Raw genomic sequence first — 22,360 nt, forward strand, 5'->3', positions numbered from 1 at the left:
GCTTGCGCTTATATTATGGGTACATAATCAGGTTCGGTCAATCTGTGGCTTGGGTTGGCTAAAATCCGTGGCGAATGTGGGCTAGGGAATAATCCCACTTGGCATCAACTTTTTTGTGGGGATTGAAGATATCGTCGGGATCAAAGATTTTTTTTGCCTCGCGGAAGATATTCATCATCTCGGGACCATACATTTCTTCCAAGAATGGTCCTCGAACCAGGCCATCGTTGTGCTCGCCCGACAGGGATCCACCGAAACCTAGCACCAAATGATTAACTTGTTTCATTAACTCCGGAATTTTAGCCCGCTCGCGAGGATCGGCTAGGTCCATTAGCGGGATTATGTGAAAGTTGCCGTCACCAACATGGCCGGCGATGGTGTAGACGATGTCGGCAGCATCAAGCAGTTTTTGAAGTTTAGGTAAAAACTCTGGTAATTTGGCTGGCGGCACCACTAAATCATCGATGAAGGGCGCGGTGTGCTTGTCTTTGACGTTATGGCGCAATAAGTTGAAACTTTCTCGCCTAATTAGCCAGTAACGCTTGGCTTTGCCGGCCGTTTCGGCTCGCTCGGTTAAGACATTTAATTCGGCTTGATGTAAGCGTTGTTCCAGATCAACCACTTTGGCCCGAACTTCATCTTCGCTATCGCCTTCGAACTCGGCTAACGCTACCAACTTAGGTATTCCTCGTCGCAGCATCCACAGATCCGGGATAAATTGGAATGCCAGCTTGATGGTGGCGGCAATTCCCAGGATTTTCCAAAAGCTGAAAAAGAACCGGATGGCTAGTATCAAAGAATGATCATCAAAGACTTCGAAACTATCGGGTTTGGTTGGAAGCGTGGTGGTAATTAATGAACCCAGTGGTTCTAGATCTTTCAAATAAATAATCAACATGCCGCTGAAAGGTTTGGCCTCAACCAGGCCAAATTCAATTTCGGTAATTAGACCCAAAGTTCCTTGCGAGCCTACAAACAGTTTAGACAGATCAAAAGTCTCTTTATCCCAAACATCCCAGAGGTTGTAGCCGGTCGAATTTTTACTAACTTTAGGTTTGGCAGCCTTAATTTGATCGTAATTTTTTTCAATTAGTTTATAAACCTTGTGGTAAACTTCACCTTCGAAATCACGCTGTTGGAGCTTTTGATTTAGCTCCGCTTGATTCAGGGGCTTCAGAGTGTAGGACTGACCATCAGACAATATGACTTTAAGTCGACGTATATAATCAATAGTTTTGCCATAACGTAAAGTCTTTTCGCCGCCGGCATTATTAGCCGCCATACCGCCAACTGTGCAAATTTCGCGGCTGGCTGGGTAGGATGGCATCAGCAGACCGTGGGCCAGAGTGCGTTTTTCGAACTTGCGATAAAAAACACCTGGTTGGGTCGAGATGTGATGACCGTCAATTTTGCCCAGGTGGTGCATGTATTTGTTGACGTCCAATATAATCGAATCATTGATGGCGCCACCACTCATATCGGTGCCGCCGCTGCGGGCCGTGATTGATAAAAAGGGCAGATCGGCCTTGCGTTGCCGAACAAAATTCACGACCTTCGAGATATCATGTTCGTTTTTGGGGAAAACGACTAACTGCGGTCGAAGTTCAAACATACTGGCATCATGAGAGTACTTTTTCAAAGTCCGAGCCGAAGATGATACCTTTCCTTGTTTTCGGCCCCGCAGTTCTCGTTGTAATTCTTTGGTCCACCTCATTTGGCTGGCTCACCAAAATTCGGTGGTGGCACCACTAAGTAAGAAATTAAGAGCCCAAAAATAGCTGAAACCACAATAGCACCGGTCCACATATGCACGCTCCACCAAACGGATTTGGTGGCAAAGATAACTATGAAGTAAGTTGCCGCAAAAACGGCGCCAAGAGTAGTCGCGTAGATTCGTAATCCTAAGATGCTGCGGCCGCTGCTTTGCCATCGTTCCAATAGAACATCGGCTGCTAGCCCAGTCAGTAAGGCTGCCGGTACCACCTCAAAGCTACCTCGCATCAAGGCCAAAACCAAAGCGTTTAAAGTCAAAGCCACCGTAAACAAGCCAGAGCGAGCAATGCCGCGCCGCATTACTAGAAGGGCCAGCCCGACCAAAATTGAAACCTGCAACATAAAACCCAGAATACCTAGGGCCTGGCCTTGGTTAACATCCAACGGAGCCACGGTCAGAACCTGTTCGACGTAGGGGTGAGCCCATTGGGTCACTAGCGTAAAAGCCGACAGCAGATAGGTAAAACCCAGGATGCCCGGCCAAGCACGAGCCTGTTCAACATCAAGTTCGATACCCCGGCGCCAAGCCGACATAAACGGGGCGCTAACCAATATGGTCAGGCCAATCATGATACCAATGTGGGTCGGGCTAAAGGCGGCTTCCAGCTGGTGTTCGATGCCAAAGAGGGTGTGCCAAATAGCATCGCCAGCTCCAGCGATTAAAAACAAAATCGTCGCCCAAAAGGCCGTTTGGTAGCCAGCTGGCATACAGCGCTTAAAACTAAAACCAGCTCGGTGATTGCGCCAAGCGGTAAAAAAGACCAGGGCCGCTAAACCCATAAATCCGGAATAGAGAACCCCGTGCGGTACGTTAATGAATGACTCTAGTTCGGGATGATGAGTGTGGCTCCAAGCATCAAAGTAGAGACCGCCCAAAAACCAGGCGCACAATAAGACATAAACCCCCTCAAAAAACGGCGTCACGGCTGGGACTTTAGAACTGGCGGCCATTAAGCCATATTATAACACTAATGCTTAGCTCCAACTCTGGCCAAGGTGTTAGAATAGTGCTAAAGCTTTACAAATATGCAAAAGGAAGGTTAATATGAGTCATTCCCACAACCCTGAACAGGAGCCGACCGTGAGCACCGGATTTTCTGGTAACCATCTGGAAGGTGAGCTCGCTCAGGCGAGCTCGGTTGACATCTACAGCGATGATCTACTTCGACCAATTCCGGTCGATCAAGGCGAAAAAGTGTCCGGCTGGAAGGAAGTTCCTCTTCACGAAAACCACGAGCCGCTGGTCCCGCTGGGACCGTTCACCGATCGTGACGACATCTTCACCAGTTCGGTCTACTACGGCGAACACAGCAATTCACCCTATGCCCACCCTGACAATCAGCTGGAAGGCGCCTTGGTGACGATGTTCGCCCGCGCCGAAGTGGCAGACAGGCTCCGCAGCGCTCAGCAGCTGCTGCCGGAGGGCCACCACTTGATCGTGCTGGATAGCTATCGGACGCTAGATGTTCAGCAGGCCCTCTACGACCACTACTTCAATGCCCTCAAGGCCATTCACCCAGATTGGGACGAACAGTCTTTGAGCGCTGAGACCCAGCGCTATGTGTCGCTGCCTTCGCAGGACCAGACTAGGCCGTCGCCACACAACACTGGGGGCTCTGTTGACTTGGCCATTTACAGGCTGCCGGCTGAGGCCGACCAGCGGGTAGCGGATATCGATCTGCGTTTGTTGGAACTGCGCGAGCAGGCTCCCAAGGATCCCAGCCCGGCGGAAGAAGCCAGCGACCCCATCTTGCGCGAACTCTATTTGCTCGAGATGGAAAAGATTGGACTAGTTCGCCGGCAGGCCGAGTTCCTGAACTTTGGCACTCAGTTCGACCACGGTGGCATCGAAGCCCAGCTTGACTACTTCGAATGGTTGGCGGGCGGCCGAGCTCTGCGTCCCAGCGAAGTTGAAAGCTTGGCCGAGGGCAAGCTCAGCCAAGAGATGGCCGACTTCATACAGAGCGGATTAGCTCGACCGCTGACCGCCCAGGAAACCGAAGCCAGAGACAACCGGCGGATGCTCTACAATGCCATGATCGGCGCGGGCATGCAGCCATATCTCGATGAGTGGTGGCACTACAATTCCCCCAAGTCGCAGATGGGCGCCAAAGTTGCTGGGCTAGATCACGCCGAATACGGTGGCGTCGAGCTGGACGAGCCCCAACTCAAGCATGAAAAGATGCGGGCAGCTCATCGCTCGGGCTTGGTTCGGATCCAAGAGCGCATGCTTCAGGGGTTGGACAACTACCACTTGGCTGGCAAACTCGATCTGACGGACCCGACCTACCAAGAACTGATCCGCCTCAACGAGCGGGCTTTGAGTCAAACTGGTGATCCCCGTCTGACTTATCTGCCCAAGGCCGTCATCATCGAGCCCCAGTCCGAGGCTGCTTAACTAGAGCCGTTTGTTTAGCGATCCATAAGAGTCGCATGCAAGCGGCTCTTATGCTTTTTGTAAACGCCTTTGATAAACTGATCGCCCGATTGCAAAGAGGATGCTAGCCAAAACAACCAAGAAACCCAAGCCTCCGCTAGCGGTTTTGCCAATCAGAATTGCAAGTCCCAAGGTCGGCACCAGCCAGATAAAGAAGCTCCTGGCCCGAATGTGCAATCGGAGATATTCCGCACCAAGATAGTAGTAGGGGAAGACGGTTAGAACTAGGAAGGTGCTGGAGAGCAGGCCGAAAATTAATACCACGGCCAAGCCTTGCCAAAATGGACTAGCTAGCGCCAAAGGAATTAACGATACTACAGCCGTTAAACTGGTGGCAATCAGCGGGCGGAAGCGCTCTTCCAGGGCGGCCACAGCCGCATCAATCGGATGCATGCCACTGCGTTTGGCTTGGTTCGCAAAATCCGTCAGCAAAATGGTGTTTTTAATACTTAAACCGAGTAAGGCGAAGAAACCCAGCAAGGCGAAGAAGCTGATGGCATTATTAGTTAGGTTGAGTCCAAACATGATGCCAAAGAGACTAAAGGGTATGGCCATAAAGATCAGCAGTGGTTGCAAGAACGATTGGAACTGGAAGGCCAGCAAAACGTAGATAACCATCAATAGGATTGGGAAGGCGAGTAGCAGCGTGTTAAATGAATTTTGGTTTTCCGATTCTTGACCCAGATCAAAGCTTAGAGCATCGGACGACAGGCCAAATTGCTGTAATTTAGCGCTATTAAATTCGTTTTTCACAGCCGTTTGAGCCAAATTGACTAGGGTGGTAGTGTCACTACCATCAAAGCTGGTCGAAACCGTAATGACTGGCTTGCCTTGGTTGCGCAAAAACTGGTTGGGGTTTGAAACTGTCACATTGGTAAAGTGAGCGGTTTTGCCGCTGGGGCGTTTCAACTCGGCCGAATTCAGGTAGGCGGCTAATTTCGCGGCTGCGGCAAAGGCCGCTGGGCGGTTGGTGGCATCAAGCTGGACCACAAAAGCCGCTGAGGGCGGGCCCAAATCGATTTGGGCCACGGCGACTTTGGCGCCCTTGAACTCAGTATCAAAGCGATCTTGCAAAGCTTTAACAATTTGGGGTGAGGTAATAGCCCGCTTATTGTAAGAAATAATTTGAACTTGCAGGCTGGCCATCTGGGGGCTGCCGCTATTGTAGTAGGAGGCATTCACAAAATTAGGCCCAATTACATCGGCTGCCAATTTATCGGCCTGATCGGCGATGGCCGCGGCTTGCTCGATGCTAGTATCGGTCGGGTAGTTCAGACTCAGAGCCACGCCATTAGTATCTTTGGTCGGTGGGAAAATGTTAAAGACGACGTTTTTGGCAATGAAAATGCCAGCCGCAATAAACAAAAAGCCAACCACAATGGCCGTAATACCGACGAAGAAGAGGCGCTTGATCGAACGCCTAGCCCATAGCATCGGCCGAGCAATGAAAGCAGCAAAGCGAGCCTCAAAACCAGCTGCCACTTCCTTTACGCCATGTGACCCCATTTGTTTTTTACCGAGCAAAAGGAATCGGGCAAAGAAGGGGATAAAGATTAGCGCTACGATCAAACTAATAATCAGTGAGGCAATAATGGTGACAGGGATGGCTTTGATAAAGCTTCCCAAAATACCGCCGACGAATAGCAGGGGCGCGAAGCTTAGTGCAGCCGTGGCGGTTGCTGCCACCATGGCTCGGCTAATTTTGCCGGTAGCTTGTTTGACGGCTTCTCGTCGATCGGTCATTTTGCGCCTAGCCGCATCGATGGCCTCAACCATAATAATGGTGTCATCAACAATTAGGGCCAGGCCCAAAATCAGGGCAAACAAAGTGATGACGTTTAGAGTGTAGCCAATCACATAGAGGAAACCGAGCGAGGCTAGGACCACCGTGACCATCGAAATAACAGTGATAATCGAGGCTCGAATGGCAATCACGATCGAACCAACCACCAGTACTGCAATCAGACCTTCCAGTAAAACTCGCTGCAATTCGCTTAAATTATCGCGGATGCTGGGTGCTAGGCTGGCGCTAACTTCGGCCGAGTAACCCTGAAATTGAGGTTGTTTTTGGAGTTCAACCACAGCTGCTCGAACTTGTTTATCAAGTTTTAGAACGTCGACATGATCGGCTCCGGCCACGCCAATGATGACAGAGTTATAGAACTTGGTGTCTCCACCGGTGCGGATCCCAAAGCGATCAAAACTGTGTTGAACCGAAACGGCTTGGCCGGTGGCTGGATCTTGAACATTCTCAAACGGGCTTTTTACGAACACCGTTTTGACATTTGAAAGCTTGCGGTCGTTTAGCCACTGAGCGGCGGCCTCAGCCTTGGCCGCTAAATCGGCTGTGCTAGTCGAACTATTGGTGGCGTAGAAAGAAATAGCTTCATCAATTTGTTGCGTATCGCCGCCGGTGGCTCCAAAGAATGGCACGTCGTAGCGAATTTGAGCGCTGGGCGGCAAGTTAGCATTGCTTTTAACGGCTTGTTCTAAGTCTTTGGCGGCCTTTTTGGCATCAACATTTTCTTTATACTGGATGACGACGTTAAAGAAATTGTCGGAACTCTGGGATTGGACTTTATCGACATCGGCTTGCTTGGTGGCAATATCGGTGATCGGTTTAGTAACCTGATTATCGACAGCCGCCGGATCGTTGGCAAAATAGGTGCCAGAGACGATTGCCAGTGGGATATTAACACTTGGGAAACCTTCGCGCCTCAGCAGCGTCGTGTAACTAGTTGCACCAAAAATAATTAAGACCAACCACAGCAGGCCCGTAATTTTGGGTCGGTCGAAGAAAAAGGTTGTCAGCCTGGGTAGTAACTTTGTTTTAGAGGGGTCAGACGATTGTTTCGGCATTGGGTGATTGATCCTTAATCATTCCATCGTAACAAAACAAGCTACTTGCTGGAATGATATTTTTGCTATTTCGACTTGGATGGCTGCCGGTAGGCTAAAAAGTAATAAATTAAAGCCCCGATAAAATGGGTTAGGACGATAACTATGACCCAAACTAGTTTGTTCGGATCATCGCTTTGGATGACATGAATCAGCATCCAGATCCAAAAGACCCAGACGGTAATAACCAAGGCCAGAATAATTAAAGGGATAAAAATTAATAGTAGCGCCATATGACAATTGTAACCCATTGGCGCCCTCGGTAGGATTCGAACCTACAACCTAAGGGTTAGAACTCCTTTGCTCTATCCATTGAGCTACGAGGGCTTGGAGCGGGCAGCGGGGATCGAACCCGCGTCTCCAGCTTGGAAGGCTAGCATAATAGCCACTATACGATGCCCGCACGTCGCAGCGACACTTCCAGCTTTCGCTCCGACGTGTCGTCGGAGTTTCAGCCTTCACATCGCTGCTCCTTACCGCATTGTAAACAGCTAACGCTTGGTTTCCAATGCGGGTTTTTTCATACCAATTCATTGGTCGGGGTGAAAGGACTCGAACCTTCGACCTCCTGCTCCCAAAGCAGGCGCGCTACCAGCTGCGCCACACCCCGCCTTCGTTGCACTACGGCGGGCAAGCCCGCAGCGCCATACTAAGGACCAACCCATTCTACAGGGTGTTGACATTTTTTTCAAATAAGGTCTACCTATTGGTTGACTAATCTGAAGTTTAAGTCGTACCTCTCTAGTCAGTTCGGCAACGTCAGACCCCGGAGGCCATCGGCCTCCGGGGATTTTAATTTAGGTCAAATTAAATTTGGCACCGACGCTGGCTAATTTATCAAACAGATTTTCGTAACCGCGCATCAAATGCCCCAAGCCGGTAATCTCCGAAGTGCCGCTAGCCACTAGGGCTGCGATGACGTGGGCCATGCCAGCGCGCAAATCGGGGATAACTATTTTAGTTGAATGCAGCGGCGTTGGACCAGTAATAATAGCTGAATGCTTAAAGCCCTTACCTTTATAACGACAGGGCAAATTGCCCAAGCAATCGGTCGTGACTTGAATGTTGGCACCCATTTCGATCAAAGTTTCAACGTAACCAAAGCGTGATTCGTGAACCGTTTCGTGGACTGTGGAGCGACCGTTGGCCTGAGTTAATAGCACCACCATCGGTTGCTGCCAATCAGTCGCAAAACCGGGGTGGGGATCGGTTTCGATTTCGACCCCGACTAACGGTCCCCCATTACGCTTAAATCGAATGGCGTCATCTTCAATAATGTAATCGGCGCCAATGCGGCGTAGTGTGTTCAAGAAAGTGATCATATCGTCTTGGCGAGCGCCGTGGACCAAAATATCGCCACCGCTGGCAATGGCCAATAGGGCGTACGAAGCGGCTTCCAGGCGATCGGGCATGACGGAATATTCGATGCCGCGGAGCTTATTAACCCCATCGATAATAATCATCCGGTTGGCCCTAAATTCGATAATTGCGCCCATTTGCTGGAGCATTTTGATCAGATCAACAATTTCCGGTTCGATCGCGGCATTGGTGATAGTGGTTCGGCCGTCGGCTAGTACGCCGGCCAGCAGAGCGTTTTCAGTAGCCATCACGCTGGGGTAGGGTAAATTAACGCTAACACCTTTGAGCCGCCCGGCTTTAGCCGCATAGCGCCCGTCCGATTCTGTGATGTCAGCGCCCATTTTGCGCAGTAGCTGAAGGTGGAAATCAACCGGCCGGGGCCCAATTTTATCACCAGTCACAGTCGGCAAATCGGCTTGGCCAAGGCGGTGGAGCAGAGGCGAAAGGGCCAGCACCGATAGCCGGTTGGGGATGGTGGGCTTGGCCACCGGGGCAAAAACCAGATTAGCCGCGTTTATGCGAACGCTGTGATCACCGAATTCGACTTTGCCACCAACGGCTTCGATCATTTCGCCAGCAACGATGACGTCATCGATCATCGGGCAGTTGGTCAAAATAACCTCTTCTCTAGTCAGAAGAGCCGCTATCATCATTTTGGTAGCGGCGTTTTTGGCACCACTAACAACAACCTCGCCAACCAGCGGTTGGCCGCCGGTGACGATCAATTTAGTCTGTTGGTTAACCTTTAGAGCGGTAGGCATCGATGAAGTAGTATAGCCAATTTGCGATCAAGTGGCTAGTAGCTACGACGGCGCCGAAACTGTCTCAACCTCGATAATTTTACTGACTTTGCCTAGCTCTGTCTCAGAGAATGGCGCAATAAAGACCAAAACGAAACCATCAGGATCGCGCAGAGCTACCTCTATGGAATTCCAATAATAATGCCGAACTGGAAATTTAATACGGTCCCGGTATTCTTGAATCACAGGGACTATCGATTCTACTTTGATCATGGCCGAGATTTTGCCTGATGTGATTTTCTCTTGGAAAACATTGGGCTTAGCGGCAATGTGGCCGTCAGCAATCTCAAGCTCAGCTCCATTGGCCAAACGATACGTCACACCTTGATACTTTTCTGGGGCGGATGGACAGCCTTTTGGCAAAGTCTTTCGGAAATCGTCTGAGCCGTAACCAAAAATTGGTGAAAAGCCAAGTGCTTCATAAAATTTTCTAGATGCTGTAATGTCTTTAACTTTGATGTGAATGCCGATCCCGGTGAACTTGAGCATAGTGTGGTTCCTTTAAAACCATTCTAACAGAGTAGGGTACAATTTGAACGGGCGCCTGTAGCTCAGTGGATAGAGCACCAGCTTCCGGAGCTGGGTGTCGGGGGTTCGAATCCCTTCAGGCGCGCCATGGTTCGACCAGCTCACCATTGGCGTGAGCTTGGCGGACCAAGTTCGACCAGGTGGGATGAGAACCCTAGGTTCGGTGGAGCAAAGCGCGCAGACAGATCAAACTTGTTTGAATTTGGCGAGCACTTTGCGGAGGTGGCTGTAAGCCACCATCCCTTCAGGCGCGCCAGTTCGTTTAGACAATTCTAAACCGGACACTTAACCATATATAAAATTGACAAAATGAAAGAGTAATGTTAATGTTTCCGTCAGTCAACGCTCAAGTACCACGGAGGTGGTCAGATGTTGAAGGACAAGACAAAAGGGTTCCCGGATGGATCAGTCAAGGACTGTGTCCGTTACGACGGCCCTCTCAAGGATTGGATCGCTGCTGAGGAGGACTTCCTTGCCAGCGTCCAACGTGATTTCCAGCTCTATGGCTTCGACCACGAGTCGATGTTCGTACCTGCGATCTTCCCGATGATCGGCGCCGTGCAGACGAAGTTCATCCACGGCCCCGACTTCTTCGGACCCAGCATCTTCGTCGAGTATGACAACCCGGAAGGCACGGAGTACAGCCACCACAGTGGATGGCGTCTGCTCAAAGACGCTGACCGGCCCGGTGGCATCGTGATCCTGTCCGTCTCCAACCCGAACACCAGAGGCATCGACATCCTCATCGAGGGTGAGCCAGGCGAGGAGTGGATCCAGGAAGTCATCAAGACCTACTACACAGCTCGTCGAACGGCCGCGGTCGTGCAATCCCGCGTTCGAGCTTCGGCACAATCCGGCTGCGCTCTCCGCTGAGATTGCACCCAACCCCCGGTGGCTTCGCTCCATTATCATGATGGGTGTGGAGCTACCGGGGGCTTTGCATTTATCAATCATAAGTTTAGACGTTTACTTTTGCCCTTGGCAAGGCTACTATAACAGCATAAGCAAAGGCATTATGATGGATTTGAGTCCGTTCGGTGAACTGTTTCGCAAAAGCTGGGAATTATATCAAAAGAAATTTAAGACCCTGGCCATGCTATTGGCTCTGCCCTTTATCGCCAATGTGCTCTCGATTATTGGCCAACATGGCCACAAATCATCTTTCGCGGGCTTTAGTACCTCCATGTTTGTCGCCGCCGGCGCCGCGGCCCTAATCATTGGCCTGATCTTTGTAGCAATTTCGCTCTGGATCCAAGTGGCCGTTATTTATGCGGTTGACGGTAGCGAAGACCAACCCGATGTCTCCAAACTCCTAGTGCGCAGTTGGCCGATGGTTTTGCCCATGCTGCTGGTCGCCATCCTAGCTGGGCTGGCTGTGTTGGGTGGACTGATTTTGCTAATCGTTCCTGGCATTATTTTTGGGGTCTGGTTCGCCTTTTCTAGTTATACTCTCGTGCTCGAAAACCAACGCGGTACCGAAGCGCTAAAGGCCAGCAAGGCTTTGGTCAGTGGGCGTTGGGGCACCGTCTTTGGTCGGCTGGTATTACTGTTCTTGGTCCTAATCGGTATCAGTATTGTAACTAGTATTGTCCTGGTATTTTTGCCAGCCACCCTACGCAGTATTGCTTCAGCCGCCGTTTCAAACTTTGTCATTAGCCCACTGGGCGTCGTCTTTACCTACTTGTTCTACAAAGAACTCAAGGGCTCAAGTGCCGGGCTGGCCCAAGCTGAAGTCAGCGTCTAATTTGACCTGGCAGTTCTCTGGTGAGACCATAGTGATGCAATTAATTTAGAAAGAGGCAATCATTATGTTTGCAACTACCCTTCTAGGTTTCACTCTCAATACGGTTTGGGATATCATCATACTAGTAATCTGGATAGCCATCGCTTTCTGGCCGGCTCGCGTGGCCGCTCGCAAAGGCCACAGCTTTTTGGGCTATTTCTTACTAAGTTTGCTGTTCTTCCCGTTGTCACTAATCCTGGCCTACGTCGTCAGTGATCGCAGTCGACAATCAGGGAGTGCAACACCTCCCCCCGCCGCAGAGTAGTTTTGAAGCGAAATAAAAAAACGGCCCACGGGCCGTTTTTTTATTTCGTCTAAGTTTTGTTAGCGCGCGCCGGCTGCGGTCCAAGTGCCGGTGGTGGCCAACGGAACGTAGGTTTCGGTGGCTGCGCCTTTGCCTTTGGCGTAGTAAAACAGGTTAGCCTTGCAGGTAGCTGAGCCGCCTCGAGTTAACCATTTAGAGCTGCTGCCGCCTAAGATGAAGCCTGGGAAGCCGCTAATTTGTTTCTGGTAAGTTTGATTGGCTGATCCGCCTTCACCATAAACTAGATCTGGGCTCAATGCATCGGTTGAGGTGACCATACCATCACCATTAACGTCCTGGAAACACAGGACTTCGACTCGGGGGTATTTTGCCGTGTTGTCGGTTAGTCTGGGGTAAGTTGATGTAAAGGTGGCTAGACCACCCAAGTAAGGACCTGTTTGGTCGAGTTTGATACTAGATGAGCCACCACCGGGGGAGGCGGCATGGCCGCTGGCGATGAAATAACCAAGGACAACAGCGCCAATAATAATTAACGCGAGACTAAGGGGATTAAGACTTAAATTTTTAAGAGCGGCTTTTTTGGCCATCTATTTATTTTCCCTATCCTATTAATAAAATACTTATGCTAATACTTATACAGGCAAATCACGGTCCAGTCAATAAACATAACCGCAATCCGGGTGCGAAAATTAGGCTTTTTCGATAGCTTTTAAGCGTACATTCAAAATCTGCTTAATGAGCTTTTCTGGAATCGGGTTTGCCAAAGTGAAACGAATCGTGCCCTTGGATAAATCATAAGCTTTTAGTTGATCTTTCAGTGCTTCAATCGGAGCGGCGCCGGGGAAAAGGCTCAGATGATCTTTCATCGCCGCAAAGCTAACCAAGTATTTGCCGCGGTACTTAAAGCCGGGCATACCGTAGGTCATGACTTCGTCGGCTTCGGGTACGGTTTGGTGAACGATACGGCGAATCCGCTCGAGTTCCGCTCGCTCAGCCTCCGGCACCTTTTCTAATAATTCATCGATAACGGACATGGCATGATTATACCAGAGCGCTTCTGGTTAAAATGGCCTAAATATGTTATATTTTGCCAGTTAAGCGCCCTTAGCTCAGCGGATTAGAGCGTCTGGCTTCGGACCAGAAGGTCGGGGGTTCGAATCCCTCAGGGCGCGCCATTTAAAGGATTTTGCCGTGCGGATAATTTGTCCTTATACAGCCAATCGGCTCAGACAGCAAACTCGAAGTGCTCTGCCGCTTACGGCTGAGTTTGTAGAAATGACAGCCTTCGATAGCTATCAACAGCTGCTGCTTTCACTTTGGCAGCGCAGCGATTCATTTATTATCATCGAACATGATGTGGTGCCATATCCGTCTATATTTGCAGAACTTTCGGCCTGCAAACGGGAATGGTGTTCTAGTCCCTACGGATCAGGTGCGGCTTCACTAGGTTGCGTCAAAATAACTAAATCGCTGATTTCTAAACTGCCTGGCTTATGGGAGAAAATGCCGCTGCGGCACTGGCAATACTGTGATAGCTGGTTTAATGAAAACGCCGAAAGAGTTTCGTCGGTACACTATCACCAACCAGTTTTGGCCCATTTGCACGCTGATAACCCGATCACTGCCAAAGGGCCGCTAATTACTCGCGTCCGACGCCAAAATGATCAAGAGGTTGAGGTAGCTTTTTATGACCCCAAGATTGAGTACGAATTTGCTTCGATGACGCTACCCCGGACCAAATTGTCTAACGAACAGATTGAAGATCGCGTCGCGAGCGAACTAAATAAACTAAACCAACTCTACTTCCTAACGGCCAACGACAATTCCGGGCCGGCAACCTAAGGATATTATGCTAGACTTTTTTTGAGGGGTGTTTTATAGTTTTTAGTCGCATCAAGCCGATAAAACGCTTTGACGTGGGCCGTTAGCTCAATTGGCAGAGCAGTTGCCTCTTAAGCAATTGGTTGAGGGTTCGAGTCCCTCACGGCCCCCCAGATGATATGAAAAAGACAAAACGAACATCTGCAATTATTGCGACGTTGGCTGGCATCTTTGCCTTGCGAACCCTGAAGCTAGCCTACCAGCGCTCAAGGTTTGGCCACATGATCGAAAACGTCCTGGGTGGCTCCGATCAAACCGTCAAATTGAATCAAGACCTAGCTGATTCATTGCCCAAGACTAGTTTGAGTTTCCGCGGTAAGCCAGCCGATCCGATCAACCTAATGATTTTAGGTAGTACTAGCCACATCGAAGGTGCCTTTAATAGAGCCGGCTGGCAGCAGGCGGTACCGGTGAGTGCCTCCAACTGGTTCAAAGCATTTTGGTCCGGCTTGCTCAATCAACGCTATGCCGATGGCCCGATGACGCCATTTTATATTGCAACCACCCCGAATGATCTGCAGTTCCAAAAAGAATCGCCTAGCCAAGGTTTCCGTCAGCGTCATCACATTCGGCTCTGGCAAACTAACATGCGCTTGGTCGGCGGCACCGAAATTTGGTTGGCCACGGCCAGCTTTGATAAATCGCTGCGTTTTTACCGGGGCTTAGGCATGCCCTATCATCACATCGATCCAGACTTGGATGCCGAACGAGATTTTATCACTAGCGAGCTCGTGGCGGCTGGGGGCAAAGAGAGAGCTCGTTTTGCGATGACTGATAAATTGGATGGCCGTAACGTCTTCCACGACAAATACTTTACCGATGGCAAGATAGTCGTAGTTGATGTCGAGCAGGCTGCAGCGTGAAGCTGACCACCAGCGATCTAGATACCTACGTCAAAGAACGCCACCGGCGGCAAATCCAGTCTTTAGCAATTAAACCAATTTTGGCCGTAGCTATGGCCGGTGCAGATGCGGCTAGTGCCAGCTTTGTCCGGGCTAAAGAACACTATGGAGACGATATTGGTGTAACACTGCAAATCAAATCAACTCAAAAGCCGGTTGAATTAATGAAGCAAATTGAGACTTGGAACCAGCAAAAAGACATTTCTGGCATTATTATCCAATTACCCTTGCCCAGCGCCTTTGATACTGAAGCGGCCATTAAGTTAATCGCCGCCGCCAAAGACGTTGATGGGCTGAAGGCAGATAGCCCTTTTGATTCTCCTGCCGCCAAAGGGATTATGTGGTTGTTGGGCTCGTTGCCAATCTCGATCAAGTCTGCTTATGTCGCCGTGGTCGGTCAAGGCCGTTTGGTCGGTGCACCGATTAGTACCATGCTGGAGTCGAGCGGAGCCAAGGTTGAGCGCCTAGACGATGCTACTAAAAATCTAGCGGCCAAAACTAGAGCCTGCGATATTATTATCTCTGCCACCGGTCAGCCTGGATTAATAAATCGCTCGATGCTAAAAAGTGGCGTAATTGTTATTGATGCCGGTACGGCTGAGGCTAGCGGTAGCATCACTGGGGATGCCGACCCAGCCCTTTATGACGATCCGGATATCCAAGTTACCCCAGTACCTGGCGGGGTTGGACCGCTGACGGTGGCGGCTCTGTTTGATAATTTATTGATTGCCAGCCAGCTTTAAACAATCTGGGCAGAGACCGCTGATTTCAACGTGGTGCTCCAGCGGCCGAAAGCCCGCCACTTCAGCCACGCCAGCCAGTTGATATTCCAAGTTTGGGCTATGAATAACCTGGCTATAACCACAGCGGCTGCAAACCAAATGATGATGATGGGGCGAAAAGTCCTCGCCCAATTCTAGCCAGTCACCGCCCGGGCGATGGACGGTTTTGATGATACCAAGGTGGTTAAAGAGCTTAATAGTCCGATAAATACTGGCTCGATCGGCCCAGTTACCACTCAGAGCCACAATTTGATGGATTTGGACCGGTTCAGCCGCATTAACCAGAAAATCCAGTACCAACTTGCGGGGTTGGGTCAGGCGTAGTCCCCGCGAAAGTAACAATTTTTGCAATTTTTGACTAGGATCCATTGCAATAAGTATAGGCTATTGCGACTAAGTTGCAATAGCCTATGATGTATGCTAGGTTTGTGACCATGAAATCATCTGGAATTCGACCTTGCTAGTAGTCTTGTTGGCCTTTGCCACCTTTATTTCAACCATGTTGGGTGGCTATACGGCCCTTAAAAATCAGGATCGCCTGCACCGAATCTTGGGCTTTACGGCCGGGGTTTTATTAGGGGTGGTAGCTTTTGATCTGTTGCCGGAAATATTTAAATTGGTCGGTTCAACCGGTACTAATGAAACGGTGCCAATGGTGGCGCTAGTTATCGGCTTTTTGGGCTTTCATGTCGTCGAAAAATTTATCATTATGCATCATGCCCACGACGAGGAATATGAGCACAATGTTCATCCCCACGTCGGAGTGGCTTCAGCCAGCGCTTTGATTGGTCATAGTTTTTTGGATGGTGTTGGCATTGGGTTGGCTTTTCAGGTCAGTACGGCTGTGGGCCTATCAGTGGCCATTGCCGTGATTGCTCACGACTTTGCTGATGGCCTTAATACCGTTAGCGTCATGCTCAGGCATAAGAACAGCCAGGTCCAGGCCCGACGCTTTCTACTGGCCGATGCCATAGCCCCGGTTTTGGGAGCTGCTTCAACTTTGGTTTTTCATCTGTCCGACCCACTCCTGTTGATTTACCTAGGCGCCTTCACTGGCTTTTTACTCTACGTTGGGGCTTCCGATATTTTGCCCGAAGCCCATGCCAAACATTCGTCCATCGGTACGGTTGGCCTGACGGTCCTTGGAACGCTGTTCATTTTTATAGTCACGCGTTTTACCTAGACATTTAGCCAAAATTAGGTTAAAATGATCGAGTTCATTCCCATTCGGGACCCCAGAGTGTTAGGTGGTTCGCGTTGTCCGAACAAGGTCATTCTCATGTGGCCCAGTTCGGCTGGGCCACTTTAGGACTATCGCTCTTTGCAGTATTCGAATTTGCGGCAGGCTTCATCAGCCACAACCCGGCCATGGTGGCCGACGCTGGCCACAACCTCTCAGACAGTGTTTTGACTGGTGCCGGTGGCGTCGTCGAATTCATCACCGGTCGGGCCAAAAGCCACACAGCTAGGTGCACGGTTCCAAAGCTGGTCGGCGTTGGCGTTTGCTTGCTGACTATAGTACTGGTCGGCATCTTCACCTTTGCCGAAGCTGGCCGAATGACCAGCCTACTAAATCCCTGGTTGATTGTGCCGGTTGGATTGGCCAGCTTTCTGCTCAATCGCTTCTATAGCCAGCGGCTGCATCATGAGCATAATCGGCACGCCAGAGCCTGGTCCAAGCACCTGGAGGTCGATGCATACTTGTCGCTAGCGTTGATCCCCGGCGGTCTACTGACGTACTGGACTGGCAGCGTTGGCTGGAACATCGCTGCCGCGTTTGGCATTTTCGGCTTCGCAGCCTGGCACAACGGCAAGGAGGCCATTGGGACAATTAGGTCGGTCCATCGCCAAGCCAACCACGAGCCTGACCATTCGCACTAATCCTGCGGATGGCCGGGCTCGGAAACTTTTAAGCTAATAATTTCTTTATTTTTTCGGAGACTTCTTTGGGCGTCATATCGGCTTTAACGATATAGTCGGAGGCCTTCATTTTATAAACTTTACTGGCGGTTTCGGCATCACCCATATTAGTCAACACCACAACTTTGAGGTCTTTCATTTTAGGGTCTTTGCGGATGTGACCAAGTACATCCAACCCATTCATGCCTGGCATCATAAGATCGAGCAGCACAATATCGGGGTTAAATTCTTGAATCAACTTGAGCCCAACCATGCCATCACCGGCCGTTTTAACGGTGTAGCCCTCTTGCTCAAACTTCAGCCGATACATTTGAACGATCGCCAAATCATCTTCAATGATCGCAACCTTCGGATTAGTCTTCTCAGCCATAGGATAACTTTAATGCTTTAAGATAGGTGAAGCAACGTCTACTTCTTAAAAGGGTTGAACTTGCGATCCCAGGGGCTCGACTTGTAAACTGCGCAAACGAGTGCACTAACTGGTTCTTGTGTGCAGGTGATCCCAACTATTTCCATTGTTATCTCACCAAAAGTTTCGTCTTTACGTCCATCCATAAGTGACTCAAGAGTAGCTCGAATATCGCGTTCTACAGTCTTTTTATTGCTCCCGACGTGTTCAACAAAAAGACCCTTTCTATTCTCTTCATTTTGCACCCACCCAATACCAGCCCATGCTTCCTCGTTTGGGGTATCGACGCGTTTATTCGCAATGACAACATAGAGTCGATCACCCCAATTTCCAATTTCTTGAGTTTTCGGAATTGACTTAACTACCTCAATTTTCGATTGTGGGGGAATAATTGAACTCAGAGGTATGATATTGAAATTAGCAATTCCCGCAGCACGAAGCGATGCATCGAAAGCTGCCAAAGTAGTTGGTCCTGTGCCTACACCCTCTACAAGAAATATTTCCATATCAAATAGTTTACTTGATAATATACCGACTGCAAAATTGCCTCACTTACTTTACAAATCAAAGTGTTTATGGTAGAATACTAAACAGTTCGCGAGTGTTGTCTAAAAACACTACGGGCAGCACATTGTCAGGTATTTCTATTTAGGGAGGAACAATGTCCGCAAAAACTCGTGGGTGGATTGGTTTTACGCTAGTCTTCGCCGCGATCATTGCGGCGATCCTTGTTCTCAATTGGAGCGCTTGGTCGGATGACCCTTCACGGGCTTTGATCTGGTGCGTTGAAGTTGGTCTCCTGATCGGCCTGTCCCTGTTGTTTGCCCCTCTGATCTTCCGAATCGTGAAGGTCGTCATGTGGTGCTACATCAAGTTTGGGACTTTTCTGGCAAGGCTGATTCTTGGTAACCGGGCGGCGCAAGCCGCCGAGCAGGGAGTTTCTCTCGACGATTTTCTTCATAAGCCCTTGTTCAGGGTCTACCTGAGATGGATGCGCTTTGGAGACGATCGTGAAAAGGTTGACAACTATCTCGCCCCCGCGCAAGTCAGTACGTGGATCATCTTCGGGTGGCCTCTTGCTGTCTTGCCGCTAATCTTCGAGGAGACCTTGCCGATCTTTCTGATCGTGCTTGGCCTCGCCCCATTCGCCGCACGCCACTACGCGCGCAGAAGAGGAGAAGTCGAAAGTGTCATTCACAATGCATTTGAGGCCAAGAATTTCGATTCGTCGAGCACGACTGAGTGACGTACCTCAGCTCATCGAGGTCGAACATGCGTCCTGGGAAGCAGCCTGCGACCCAGAAGACATGTTTACCACTGAGCAATTCGAAGCGCACATCCGCAATGTCGGTGACTACTTCTTCGTCGCAGAAGAACGACAAACTGGCCGACTCGTCGGCTACGTGTCTGCATTGCGGGTTGATATCCCGGTGAGCGAGGTCGAGGAGCGCGTGACTACCTGGTACGCACTCACCGGCGACGGCGAGTACACGGGGCACCAGCCAAACGGCCAGTGTCTTTTCGGGGGGTCCCTGGGAGTCATCCCTGAGTCTCAACGATCAGGTATTGGTGACAGGTTGATTGAGAGGGAATTCCGTGAGATTGTTCGACACGGCATGACCTTCGGAGCTCTCGGGGGTCGTCTGCCAGGAATGGCGGCGTATCTCGCGGAGCATCCCGAGTCCAACCCCGAGCATTACTTCCAGCTCACGCGCGAAGACGGCAAACCTTACGACCCTGAGCTTCGGTTCTATGCCGATGACTTCGAGGTCAGGAAGCTTCTCCCGGAGTATTTCAAGGACCGGGAAAGCTGCAACAACGGCGTGCTGCTTGTCTGGAGGAATCCCTTCCTTGGCAGCAAGCTGCTGAAACCACTGATTGCAGCGCAAGTTTTCAAGGCGATCTGCGCCTACTATCGCGCGAGAGCGCGAACATAGGCAAGTTCTCCAACTGAGCCGCCCCCATTCGGGGGCGGCTCGATTACTTTTAGTGGTACAATTAAAGCGCTTATGTCATTACAGTTGGTGGTATTTATCCTTATTCTTGTGGCCAATATAGTATTGGGTGCGGTTACTTTTATTAGAAATCCAAAAAGTGTCCCAAATCGACTGTTTCTTTTTATGGTCATTTGCTTGACATTGTGGATGACCGCAAGCTTTTTTGAAGACGCTGTCCACAGTAATGAATTGGCCACCTTCTTGCTCCGCTTTGACTATGCATTTGGGCCGATCGTTGCCCTATCATTTTATGAATTTAGCAACAACTTAATTAACCGACCGATTATAAAAAATCGATTCTTCAATTTATTCCTGATATTTTCAAGTGTCGCAGCAGCATTATTGGGATGGGTGTGGGTTGTAAGTCTTCCGACGGTAAAAGCAACTCTGCAGGGTGTCGAATACCAGACGACAGGTTTCGAATATATTTATGATGCAATCTTGCTATTGCTGTTTGGTAGCGGCATCATTTCATTAATTATTAGAAGTAGAAAATCAAAAGGACGCGAGAAGACTCAGACGCAAATAGTAGTTACAGGGTTATCCATATGGATATTTCTTGCACTTCTAGCAAATTTATTACTCCCCCAACTATTTGGAATCCCAACCCTTTCTAGGATTGGGTTGTACGCAACGAGTATATATATTGGCTTTACTTCCTATGCAATTATCAAACACCACTTATTTGATATCCGCGCCGTTGTTGCACGTTCGCTATCCTACCTACTTCTTCTTACGACTATGGGTGGCATTTACAGCCTAGGAATTTTCTGGATATCAAATCTTCTTTTAGGCTCCAATACATTTAGCTATGCGCAGGTTGGCATTAATATGATCTTGGCGCTGATCCTCGTTTTTACCTTCCAACCCCTGCGGCGCTTCTTTGAACGCCTGACGGACCGCATCTTTTACCGCGATAAGTACGATTCGCAAGAACTATTGAACCAGATCACCCAAACCCTGGCATCTGAAATTAACTTGGAGGTTATCCTCGAAAAAACTCTGGCCATGATTGCCCAAGCCGTTAGAGTCAACTTTGGCCAGTACATTGTCTTCGAAAAGGGTGAGGTTTATAAAATCGAACATTACGGCCGCATGCCCGAGCAGGTTATTACCAAATCCGAGATGAAACTGCTGGATCGCAGCATGCTAGTGGCCGATGAAATTGAAGCTGGCCGGCGCAAAGAGATCATGGATAAACACCATATCCGCCTGAGTCTAGTCTTGCGCACCAAAGATGAGTTTGTTGGCTTCCTGCTGTTGGGCGATAAGTTGAGCGGCGATATTTATAGCACCCAAGATCTGGAGCTATTTGAGATCTTGGCTAATGAGCTGGCTGTAGCCATCGTTAACGCCAAAGCTTATGAGGAAATTTCTCAATTTAACGTCACTTTGCAGGATAAAGTCGACGAAGCCACCAAACGCTTGCGAGTGGCTAATAATCATTTAAAAGAGCTCGATCAAGCTAAAGACGAATTCATAAGCATGGCCTCCCACCAACTGCGGACGCCGCTGACTACCATCAAAGGCTACATTTCGATGCTGCAAGAGGGCGATGCCGGCAAATTGACTAAAGAGCAATTGGAATTTTTAGAATACGCCTACAGTGGTTCCGAGCGCATGGTCAGCTTGATTTCGGATTTACTCAACGTCAGCCGAATGAGTTCTGGTAAATTCATGATCGATCGCCAGCCCATCGATATGGTGGCCTTGGTTAGCGAAGAGGTGCGTCAGTTAGTCAGCCACGCTGAGGCCAAACAGCTCAAACTTATTTGGGAGCCGCCCGCGGGCAAATGGCCGCCGGCTGAGCTGGACGAGAACAAAACCCGTCAAGTTGTCATGAACTTTATTGATAATGCTATTTATTATACGAAGCAGGGGAGTGTGACGGTAACGCTGAAGCAGGTTGGCGACCAAATTGAGCTGCGAGTGACAGACACCGGCATAGGGGTGCCACAGGCGGCTCGGAGTAAATTGTTTAGCAAATTCTTCCGGGCCGGTAACGCTCAGCAAGTCCGCCCCGACGGCACTGGCCTAGGCCTGTATTTGGCTAAGCGCGTCATCGAAGACCAAGGTGGCAAAATCATTTTTGAAAGCACGGAGGGCAAAGGTTCGACCTTTGGCTTCCTCCTACCCATGCATGCCCCGACGGCTACCAAAACCAAGCCAGCTGCCACCAAGCCCGCCGAGGTACGGACTAAAATCGCCGTTACGACATGAACGCCTCTGGCATCGAAGCCTTCTTCTACATCCCCAGCATGGTGGGAATAGTCGTGCTGGTGAGCTTTGTTTTAAGCAATAATCGTAGATCTTTGCCCAACCGCGTCTTTGGGCTGTGGGGTCTGGGAATTTTGCTCTACTTATTCTTTTCGATGCTGGGCGGCCGCACCTCAGATTTGAATGAAGTTTATTTGTGGTCCAAATTATCCACCAGCGTGGCCGCCCTCCTACCAGGCTTGCTCATTTGGCTGGCTTGGATTTTCCCAACCCGCCAAAAGGTGCCCCCAATTGGCCGTTTGCTAGCAATACCCCCGTTATTTTTTGCCATTGCACCCTGGCTGCCGGGCTACTTCGGCCAAGTTAGTTTTGATAGCGCGGGCTATCACTTTTCTCCCGGACCACTCTC

General features: G+C 49.8%; 24 protein-coding genes and 6 tRNA genes. 16 read left to right on the forward strand and 14 right to left on the reverse strand.

Going from position 1 to position 22,360, the window contains the following annotated elements; translation table 11 throughout:
• Positions 1–58 precede the first annotated feature (58 nt).
• Positions 59–1,714 carry an FAD-binding oxidoreductase gene (locus VLE72_03155; GenBank protein HSX14881.1) on the reverse strand — a complete coding sequence of 552 codons (1,656 nt, stop codon included), beginning with the start codon at positions 1,712–1,714 and terminating at the stop codon, positions 59–61.
• Positions 1,711–2,724 (reverse strand): hypothetical protein, encoded by a 1,014-nt coding sequence (locus tag VLE72_03160; protein HSX14882.1) that lies wholly within the window; start codon positions 2,722–2,724, stop codon positions 1,711–1,713. The genes VLE72_03155 and VLE72_03160 overlap by 4 nt, the downstream gene beginning before the upstream one ends.
• A gap of 94 nt (positions 2,725–2,818) precedes the next feature.
• Here VLE72_03160 and VLE72_03165 point away from each other — a divergent pair, with 94 nt between their 5' ends.
• Complete coding sequence (locus VLE72_03165; protein HSX14883.1) at positions 2,819–4,171, forward strand: M15 family metallopeptidase; 1,353 nt, start codon at positions 2,819–2,821, stop codon at positions 4,169–4,171.
• A 48-nt stretch (positions 4,172–4,219) separates the two neighbouring features.
• On the opposite strand, the gene VLE72_03170 is transcribed toward VLE72_03165, so the two are convergent.
• From VLE72_03170 to VLE72_03200, 7 genes are all read right to left on the reverse strand, one after another.
• Positions 4,220–7,069, reverse strand: a complete 2,850-nt coding sequence (locus VLE72_03170; GenBank protein ID HSX14884.1) for an efflux RND transporter permease subunit — start codon at positions 7,067–7,069, stop codon at positions 4,220–4,222.
• 65 nt (positions 7,070–7,134) lie between these two features.
• A complete protein-coding gene (locus VLE72_03175) occupies positions 7,135–7,341 on the reverse strand; it encodes a PLDc N-terminal domain-containing protein (protein HSX14885.1) in 207 nt (68 codons plus the stop codon).
• 18 nt (positions 7,342–7,359) lie between these two features.
• A tRNA-Arg gene (locus VLE72_03180) sits at positions 7,360–7,435 on the reverse strand.
• Position 7,436: 1 nt separating this feature from the next.
• Positions 7,437–7,511: transfer RNA gene (locus VLE72_03185), tRNA-Gly, on the reverse strand.
• Between the two features lie 131 nt (positions 7,512–7,642).
• Positions 7,643–7,718, reverse strand: a tRNA-Pro gene (locus VLE72_03190).
• Between the two features lie 187 nt (positions 7,719–7,905).
• Positions 7,906–9,228: a UDP-N-acetylglucosamine 1-carboxyvinyltransferase gene (murA, locus tag VLE72_03195; protein HSX14886.1), complete on the reverse strand. Its 1,323-nt coding sequence runs from the start codon at positions 9,226–9,228 to the stop codon at positions 7,906–7,908.
• A gap of 42 nt (positions 9,229–9,270) precedes the next feature.
• Positions 9,271–9,756, reverse strand: coding sequence for a VOC family protein (locus VLE72_03200; GenBank protein ID HSX14887.1), 486 nt, complete (start codon positions 9,754–9,756; stop codon positions 9,271–9,273).
• A 51-nt stretch (positions 9,757–9,807) separates the two neighbouring features.
• On the opposite strand from VLE72_03200, the gene VLE72_03205 reads away from it, so the two are divergent.
• The 4 genes from VLE72_03205 (at position 9,808) to VLE72_03220 (ending at position 11,843) form a co-directional block, all read left to right on the forward strand.
• Positions 9,808–9,883: transfer RNA gene (locus VLE72_03205), tRNA-Arg, on the forward strand.
• A 281-nt stretch (positions 9,884–10,164) separates the two neighbouring features.
• Positions 10,165–10,668 carry a hypothetical protein gene (locus tag VLE72_03210; GenBank protein ID HSX14888.1) on the forward strand — a complete coding sequence of 168 codons (504 nt, stop codon included), beginning with the start codon at positions 10,165–10,167 and terminating at the stop codon, positions 10,666–10,668.
• Between the two features lie 46 nt (positions 10,669–10,714).
• Positions 10,715–11,539, forward strand: a complete 825-nt coding sequence (locus tag VLE72_03215) for a hypothetical protein (protein HSX14889.1) — start codon at positions 10,715–10,717, stop codon at positions 11,537–11,539.
• Between the two features lie 64 nt (positions 11,540–11,603).
• On the forward strand, positions 11,604–11,843 hold the full coding sequence (locus tag VLE72_03220) for a hypothetical protein (GenBank protein HSX14890.1): 240 nt from the start codon (positions 11,604–11,606) through the stop codon (positions 11,841–11,843).
• Between the two features lie 59 nt (positions 11,844–11,902).
• On the opposite strand, the gene VLE72_03225 is transcribed toward VLE72_03220, so the two are convergent.
• On the reverse strand, positions 11,903–12,430 hold the full coding sequence (locus VLE72_03225; GenBank protein HSX14891.1) for a hypothetical protein: 528 nt from the start codon (positions 12,428–12,430) through the stop codon (positions 11,903–11,905).
• 102 nt (positions 12,431–12,532) lie between these two features.
• Positions 12,533–12,877 (reverse strand): DUF1801 domain-containing protein, encoded by a 345-nt coding sequence (locus VLE72_03230; GenBank protein ID HSX14892.1) that lies wholly within the window; start codon positions 12,875–12,877, stop codon positions 12,533–12,535.
• A 64-nt stretch (positions 12,878–12,941) separates the two neighbouring features.
• Between VLE72_03230 and VLE72_03235 the strand changes: the two genes are divergently transcribed.
• The 5 genes from VLE72_03235 (at position 12,942) to VLE72_03255 (ending at position 15,369) form a co-directional block, all read left to right on the forward strand.
• A tRNA-Arg gene (locus tag VLE72_03235) sits at positions 12,942–13,018 on the forward strand.
• Positions 13,019–13,118: 100 nt separating this feature from the next.
• Positions 13,119–13,685: a hypothetical protein gene (locus VLE72_03240; protein ID HSX14893.1), complete on the forward strand. Its 567-nt coding sequence runs from the start codon at positions 13,119–13,121 to the stop codon at positions 13,683–13,685.
• Between the two features lie 76 nt (positions 13,686–13,761).
• Positions 13,762–13,837 (forward strand) — tRNA-Lys (locus VLE72_03245).
• A gap of 6 nt (positions 13,838–13,843) precedes the next feature.
• Positions 13,844–14,587 (forward strand): LssY C-terminal domain-containing protein, encoded by a 744-nt coding sequence (locus VLE72_03250; protein ID HSX14894.1) that lies wholly within the window; start codon positions 13,844–13,846, stop codon positions 14,585–14,587.
• Positions 14,584–15,369: a bifunctional 5,10-methylenetetrahydrofolate dehydrogenase/5,10-methenyltetrahydrofolate cyclohydrolase gene (locus tag VLE72_03255; protein HSX14895.1), complete on the forward strand. Its 786-nt coding sequence runs from the start codon at positions 14,584–14,586 to the stop codon at positions 15,367–15,369. Before VLE72_03250 ends, VLE72_03255 begins: the two co-directional genes overlap by 4 nt.
• On the opposite strand, the gene VLE72_03260 is transcribed toward VLE72_03255, so the two are convergent.
• Positions 15,346–15,777: a transcriptional repressor gene (locus VLE72_03260; protein ID HSX14896.1), complete on the reverse strand. Its 432-nt coding sequence runs from the start codon at positions 15,775–15,777 to the stop codon at positions 15,346–15,348. The two genes, VLE72_03255 and VLE72_03260, sit on opposite strands and share 24 nt — an antisense overlap.
• A gap of 88 nt (positions 15,778–15,865) precedes the next feature.
• On the opposite strand from VLE72_03260, the gene VLE72_03265 reads away from it, so the two are divergent.
• Both VLE72_03265 and VLE72_03270 read left to right on the forward strand, forming a co-directional pair.
• Complete coding sequence (locus VLE72_03265) at positions 15,866–16,591, forward strand: ZIP family metal transporter (protein HSX14897.1); 726 nt, start codon at positions 15,866–15,868, stop codon at positions 16,589–16,591.
• Positions 16,592–16,665: 74 nt separating this feature from the next.
• The gene (locus tag VLE72_03270) at positions 16,666–17,289 is read left to right on the forward strand and encodes a cation transporter (protein ID HSX14898.1); all 624 of its coding nucleotides are present in this window, start codon (positions 16,666–16,668) and stop codon (positions 17,287–17,289) included.
• 28 nt (positions 17,290–17,317) lie between these two features.
• On the opposite strand, the gene VLE72_03275 is transcribed toward VLE72_03270, so the two are convergent.
• Together VLE72_03275 and VLE72_03280 are read right to left on the reverse strand one after the other, a co-directional pair.
• Complete coding sequence (locus tag VLE72_03275; GenBank protein HSX14899.1) at positions 17,318–17,698, reverse strand: response regulator; 381 nt, start codon at positions 17,696–17,698, stop codon at positions 17,318–17,320.
• Positions 17,699–17,736: 38 nt separating this feature from the next.
• Positions 17,737–18,243, reverse strand: coding sequence for a pyruvoyl-dependent arginine decarboxylase (locus tag VLE72_03280; protein ID HSX14900.1), 507 nt, complete (start codon positions 18,241–18,243; stop codon positions 17,737–17,739).
• A 155-nt stretch (positions 18,244–18,398) separates the two neighbouring features.
• Between VLE72_03280 and VLE72_03285 the strand changes: the two genes are divergently transcribed.
• The 4 genes from VLE72_03285 to VLE72_03300 form a co-directional block, all read left to right on the forward strand.
• Positions 18,399–18,983: a hypothetical protein gene (locus VLE72_03285; protein HSX14901.1), complete on the forward strand. Its 585-nt coding sequence runs from the start codon at positions 18,399–18,401 to the stop codon at positions 18,981–18,983.
• The gene (locus tag VLE72_03290) at positions 18,937–19,674 is read left to right on the forward strand and encodes a GNAT family N-acetyltransferase (GenBank protein ID HSX14902.1); all 738 of its coding nucleotides are present in this window, start codon (positions 18,937–18,939) and stop codon (positions 19,672–19,674) included. Before VLE72_03285 ends, VLE72_03290 begins: the two co-directional genes overlap by 47 nt.
• Before the next feature lie 891 nt (positions 19,675–20,565).
• On the forward strand, positions 20,566–21,954 hold the full coding sequence (locus tag VLE72_03295; protein ID HSX14903.1) for a GAF domain-containing sensor histidine kinase: 1,389 nt from the start codon (positions 20,566–20,568) through the stop codon (positions 21,952–21,954).
• Positions 21,951–22,360, forward strand: a 410-nt coding sequence (locus VLE72_03300; protein ID HSX14904.1) for a hypothetical protein, incomplete at its 3' end; no start/stop codon positions are given. The genes VLE72_03295 and VLE72_03300, both read left to right, overlap by 4 nt.

The organism is Candidatus Saccharimonadales bacterium, from assembly GCA_035480635.1.
In the GTDB taxonomy this organism is placed as follows: Bacteria; Patescibacteriota; Saccharimonadia; order UBA4664; family DATIHN01; genus DATIHN01.

Coding starts and splice junctions, on each gene's coding strand:
- VLE72_03160 (HSX14882.1), bottom strand. CDS start 2,724: ATGGCCGCCAGTTCTAAAGTCCCAGCCGTGACGCCGTTTTTTGAGGGG.
- VLE72_03290 (HSX14902.1), top strand. CDS start 18,937: ATGCATTTGAGGCCAAGAATTTCGATTCGTCGAGCACGACTGAGTGAC.
- VLE72_03155 (HSX14881.1), bottom strand. CDS start 1,714: ATGAGGTGGACCAAAGAATTACAACGAGAACTGCGGGGCCGAAAACAA.
- VLE72_03165 (HSX14883.1), top strand. CDS start 2,819: ATGAGTCATTCCCACAACCCTGAACAGGAGCCGACCGTGAGCACCGGA.
- VLE72_03295 (HSX14903.1), top strand. CDS start 20,566: ATGATCTTGGCGCTGATCCTCGTTTTTACCTTCCAACCCCTGCGGCGC.
- VLE72_03200 (HSX14887.1), bottom strand. CDS start 9,756: ATGCTCAAGTTCACCGGGATCGGCATTCACATCAAAGTTAAAGACATT.
- VLE72_03250 (HSX14894.1), top strand. CDS start 13,844: ATGAAAAAGACAAAACGAACATCTGCAATTATTGCGACGTTGGCTGGC.
- VLE72_03210 (HSX14888.1), top strand. CDS start 10,165: ATGTTGAAGGACAAGACAAAAGGGTTCCCGGATGGATCAGTCAAGGAC.
- VLE72_03230 (HSX14892.1), bottom strand. CDS start 12,877: ATGTCCGTTATCGATGAATTATTAGAAAAGGTGCCGGAGGCTGAGCGA.
- VLE72_03240 (HSX14893.1), top strand. CDS start 13,119: ATGACAGCCTTCGATAGCTATCAACAGCTGCTGCTTTCACTTTGGCAG.
- murA (HSX14886.1), bottom strand. CDS start 9,228: ATGCCTACCGCTCTAAAGGTTAACCAACAGACTAAATTGATCGTCACC.
- VLE72_03275 (HSX14899.1), bottom strand. CDS start 17,698: ATGGCTGAGAAGACTAATCCGAAGGTTGCGATCATTGAAGATGATTTG.
- VLE72_03220 (HSX14890.1), top strand. CDS start 11,604: ATGTTTGCAACTACCCTTCTAGGTTTCACTCTCAATACGGTTTGGGAT.
- VLE72_03225 (HSX14891.1), bottom strand. CDS start 12,430: ATGGCCAAAAAAGCCGCTCTTAAAAATTTAAGTCTTAATCCCCTTAGT.
- VLE72_03280 (HSX14900.1), bottom strand. CDS start 18,243: ATGGAAATATTTCTTGTAGAGGGTGTAGGCACAGGACCAACTACTTTG.
- VLE72_03170 (HSX14884.1), bottom strand. CDS start 7,069: ATGCCGAAACAATCGTCTGACCCCTCTAAAACAAAGTTACTACCCAGG.
- VLE72_03260 (HSX14896.1), bottom strand. CDS start 15,777: ATGGATCCTAGTCAAAAATTGCAAAAATTGTTACTTTCGCGGGGACTA.
- VLE72_03285 (HSX14901.1), top strand. CDS start 18,399: ATGTCCGCAAAAACTCGTGGGTGGATTGGTTTTACGCTAGTCTTCGCC.
- VLE72_03175 (HSX14885.1), bottom strand. CDS start 7,341: ATGGCGCTACTATTAATTTTTATCCCTTTAATTATTCTGGCCTTGGTT.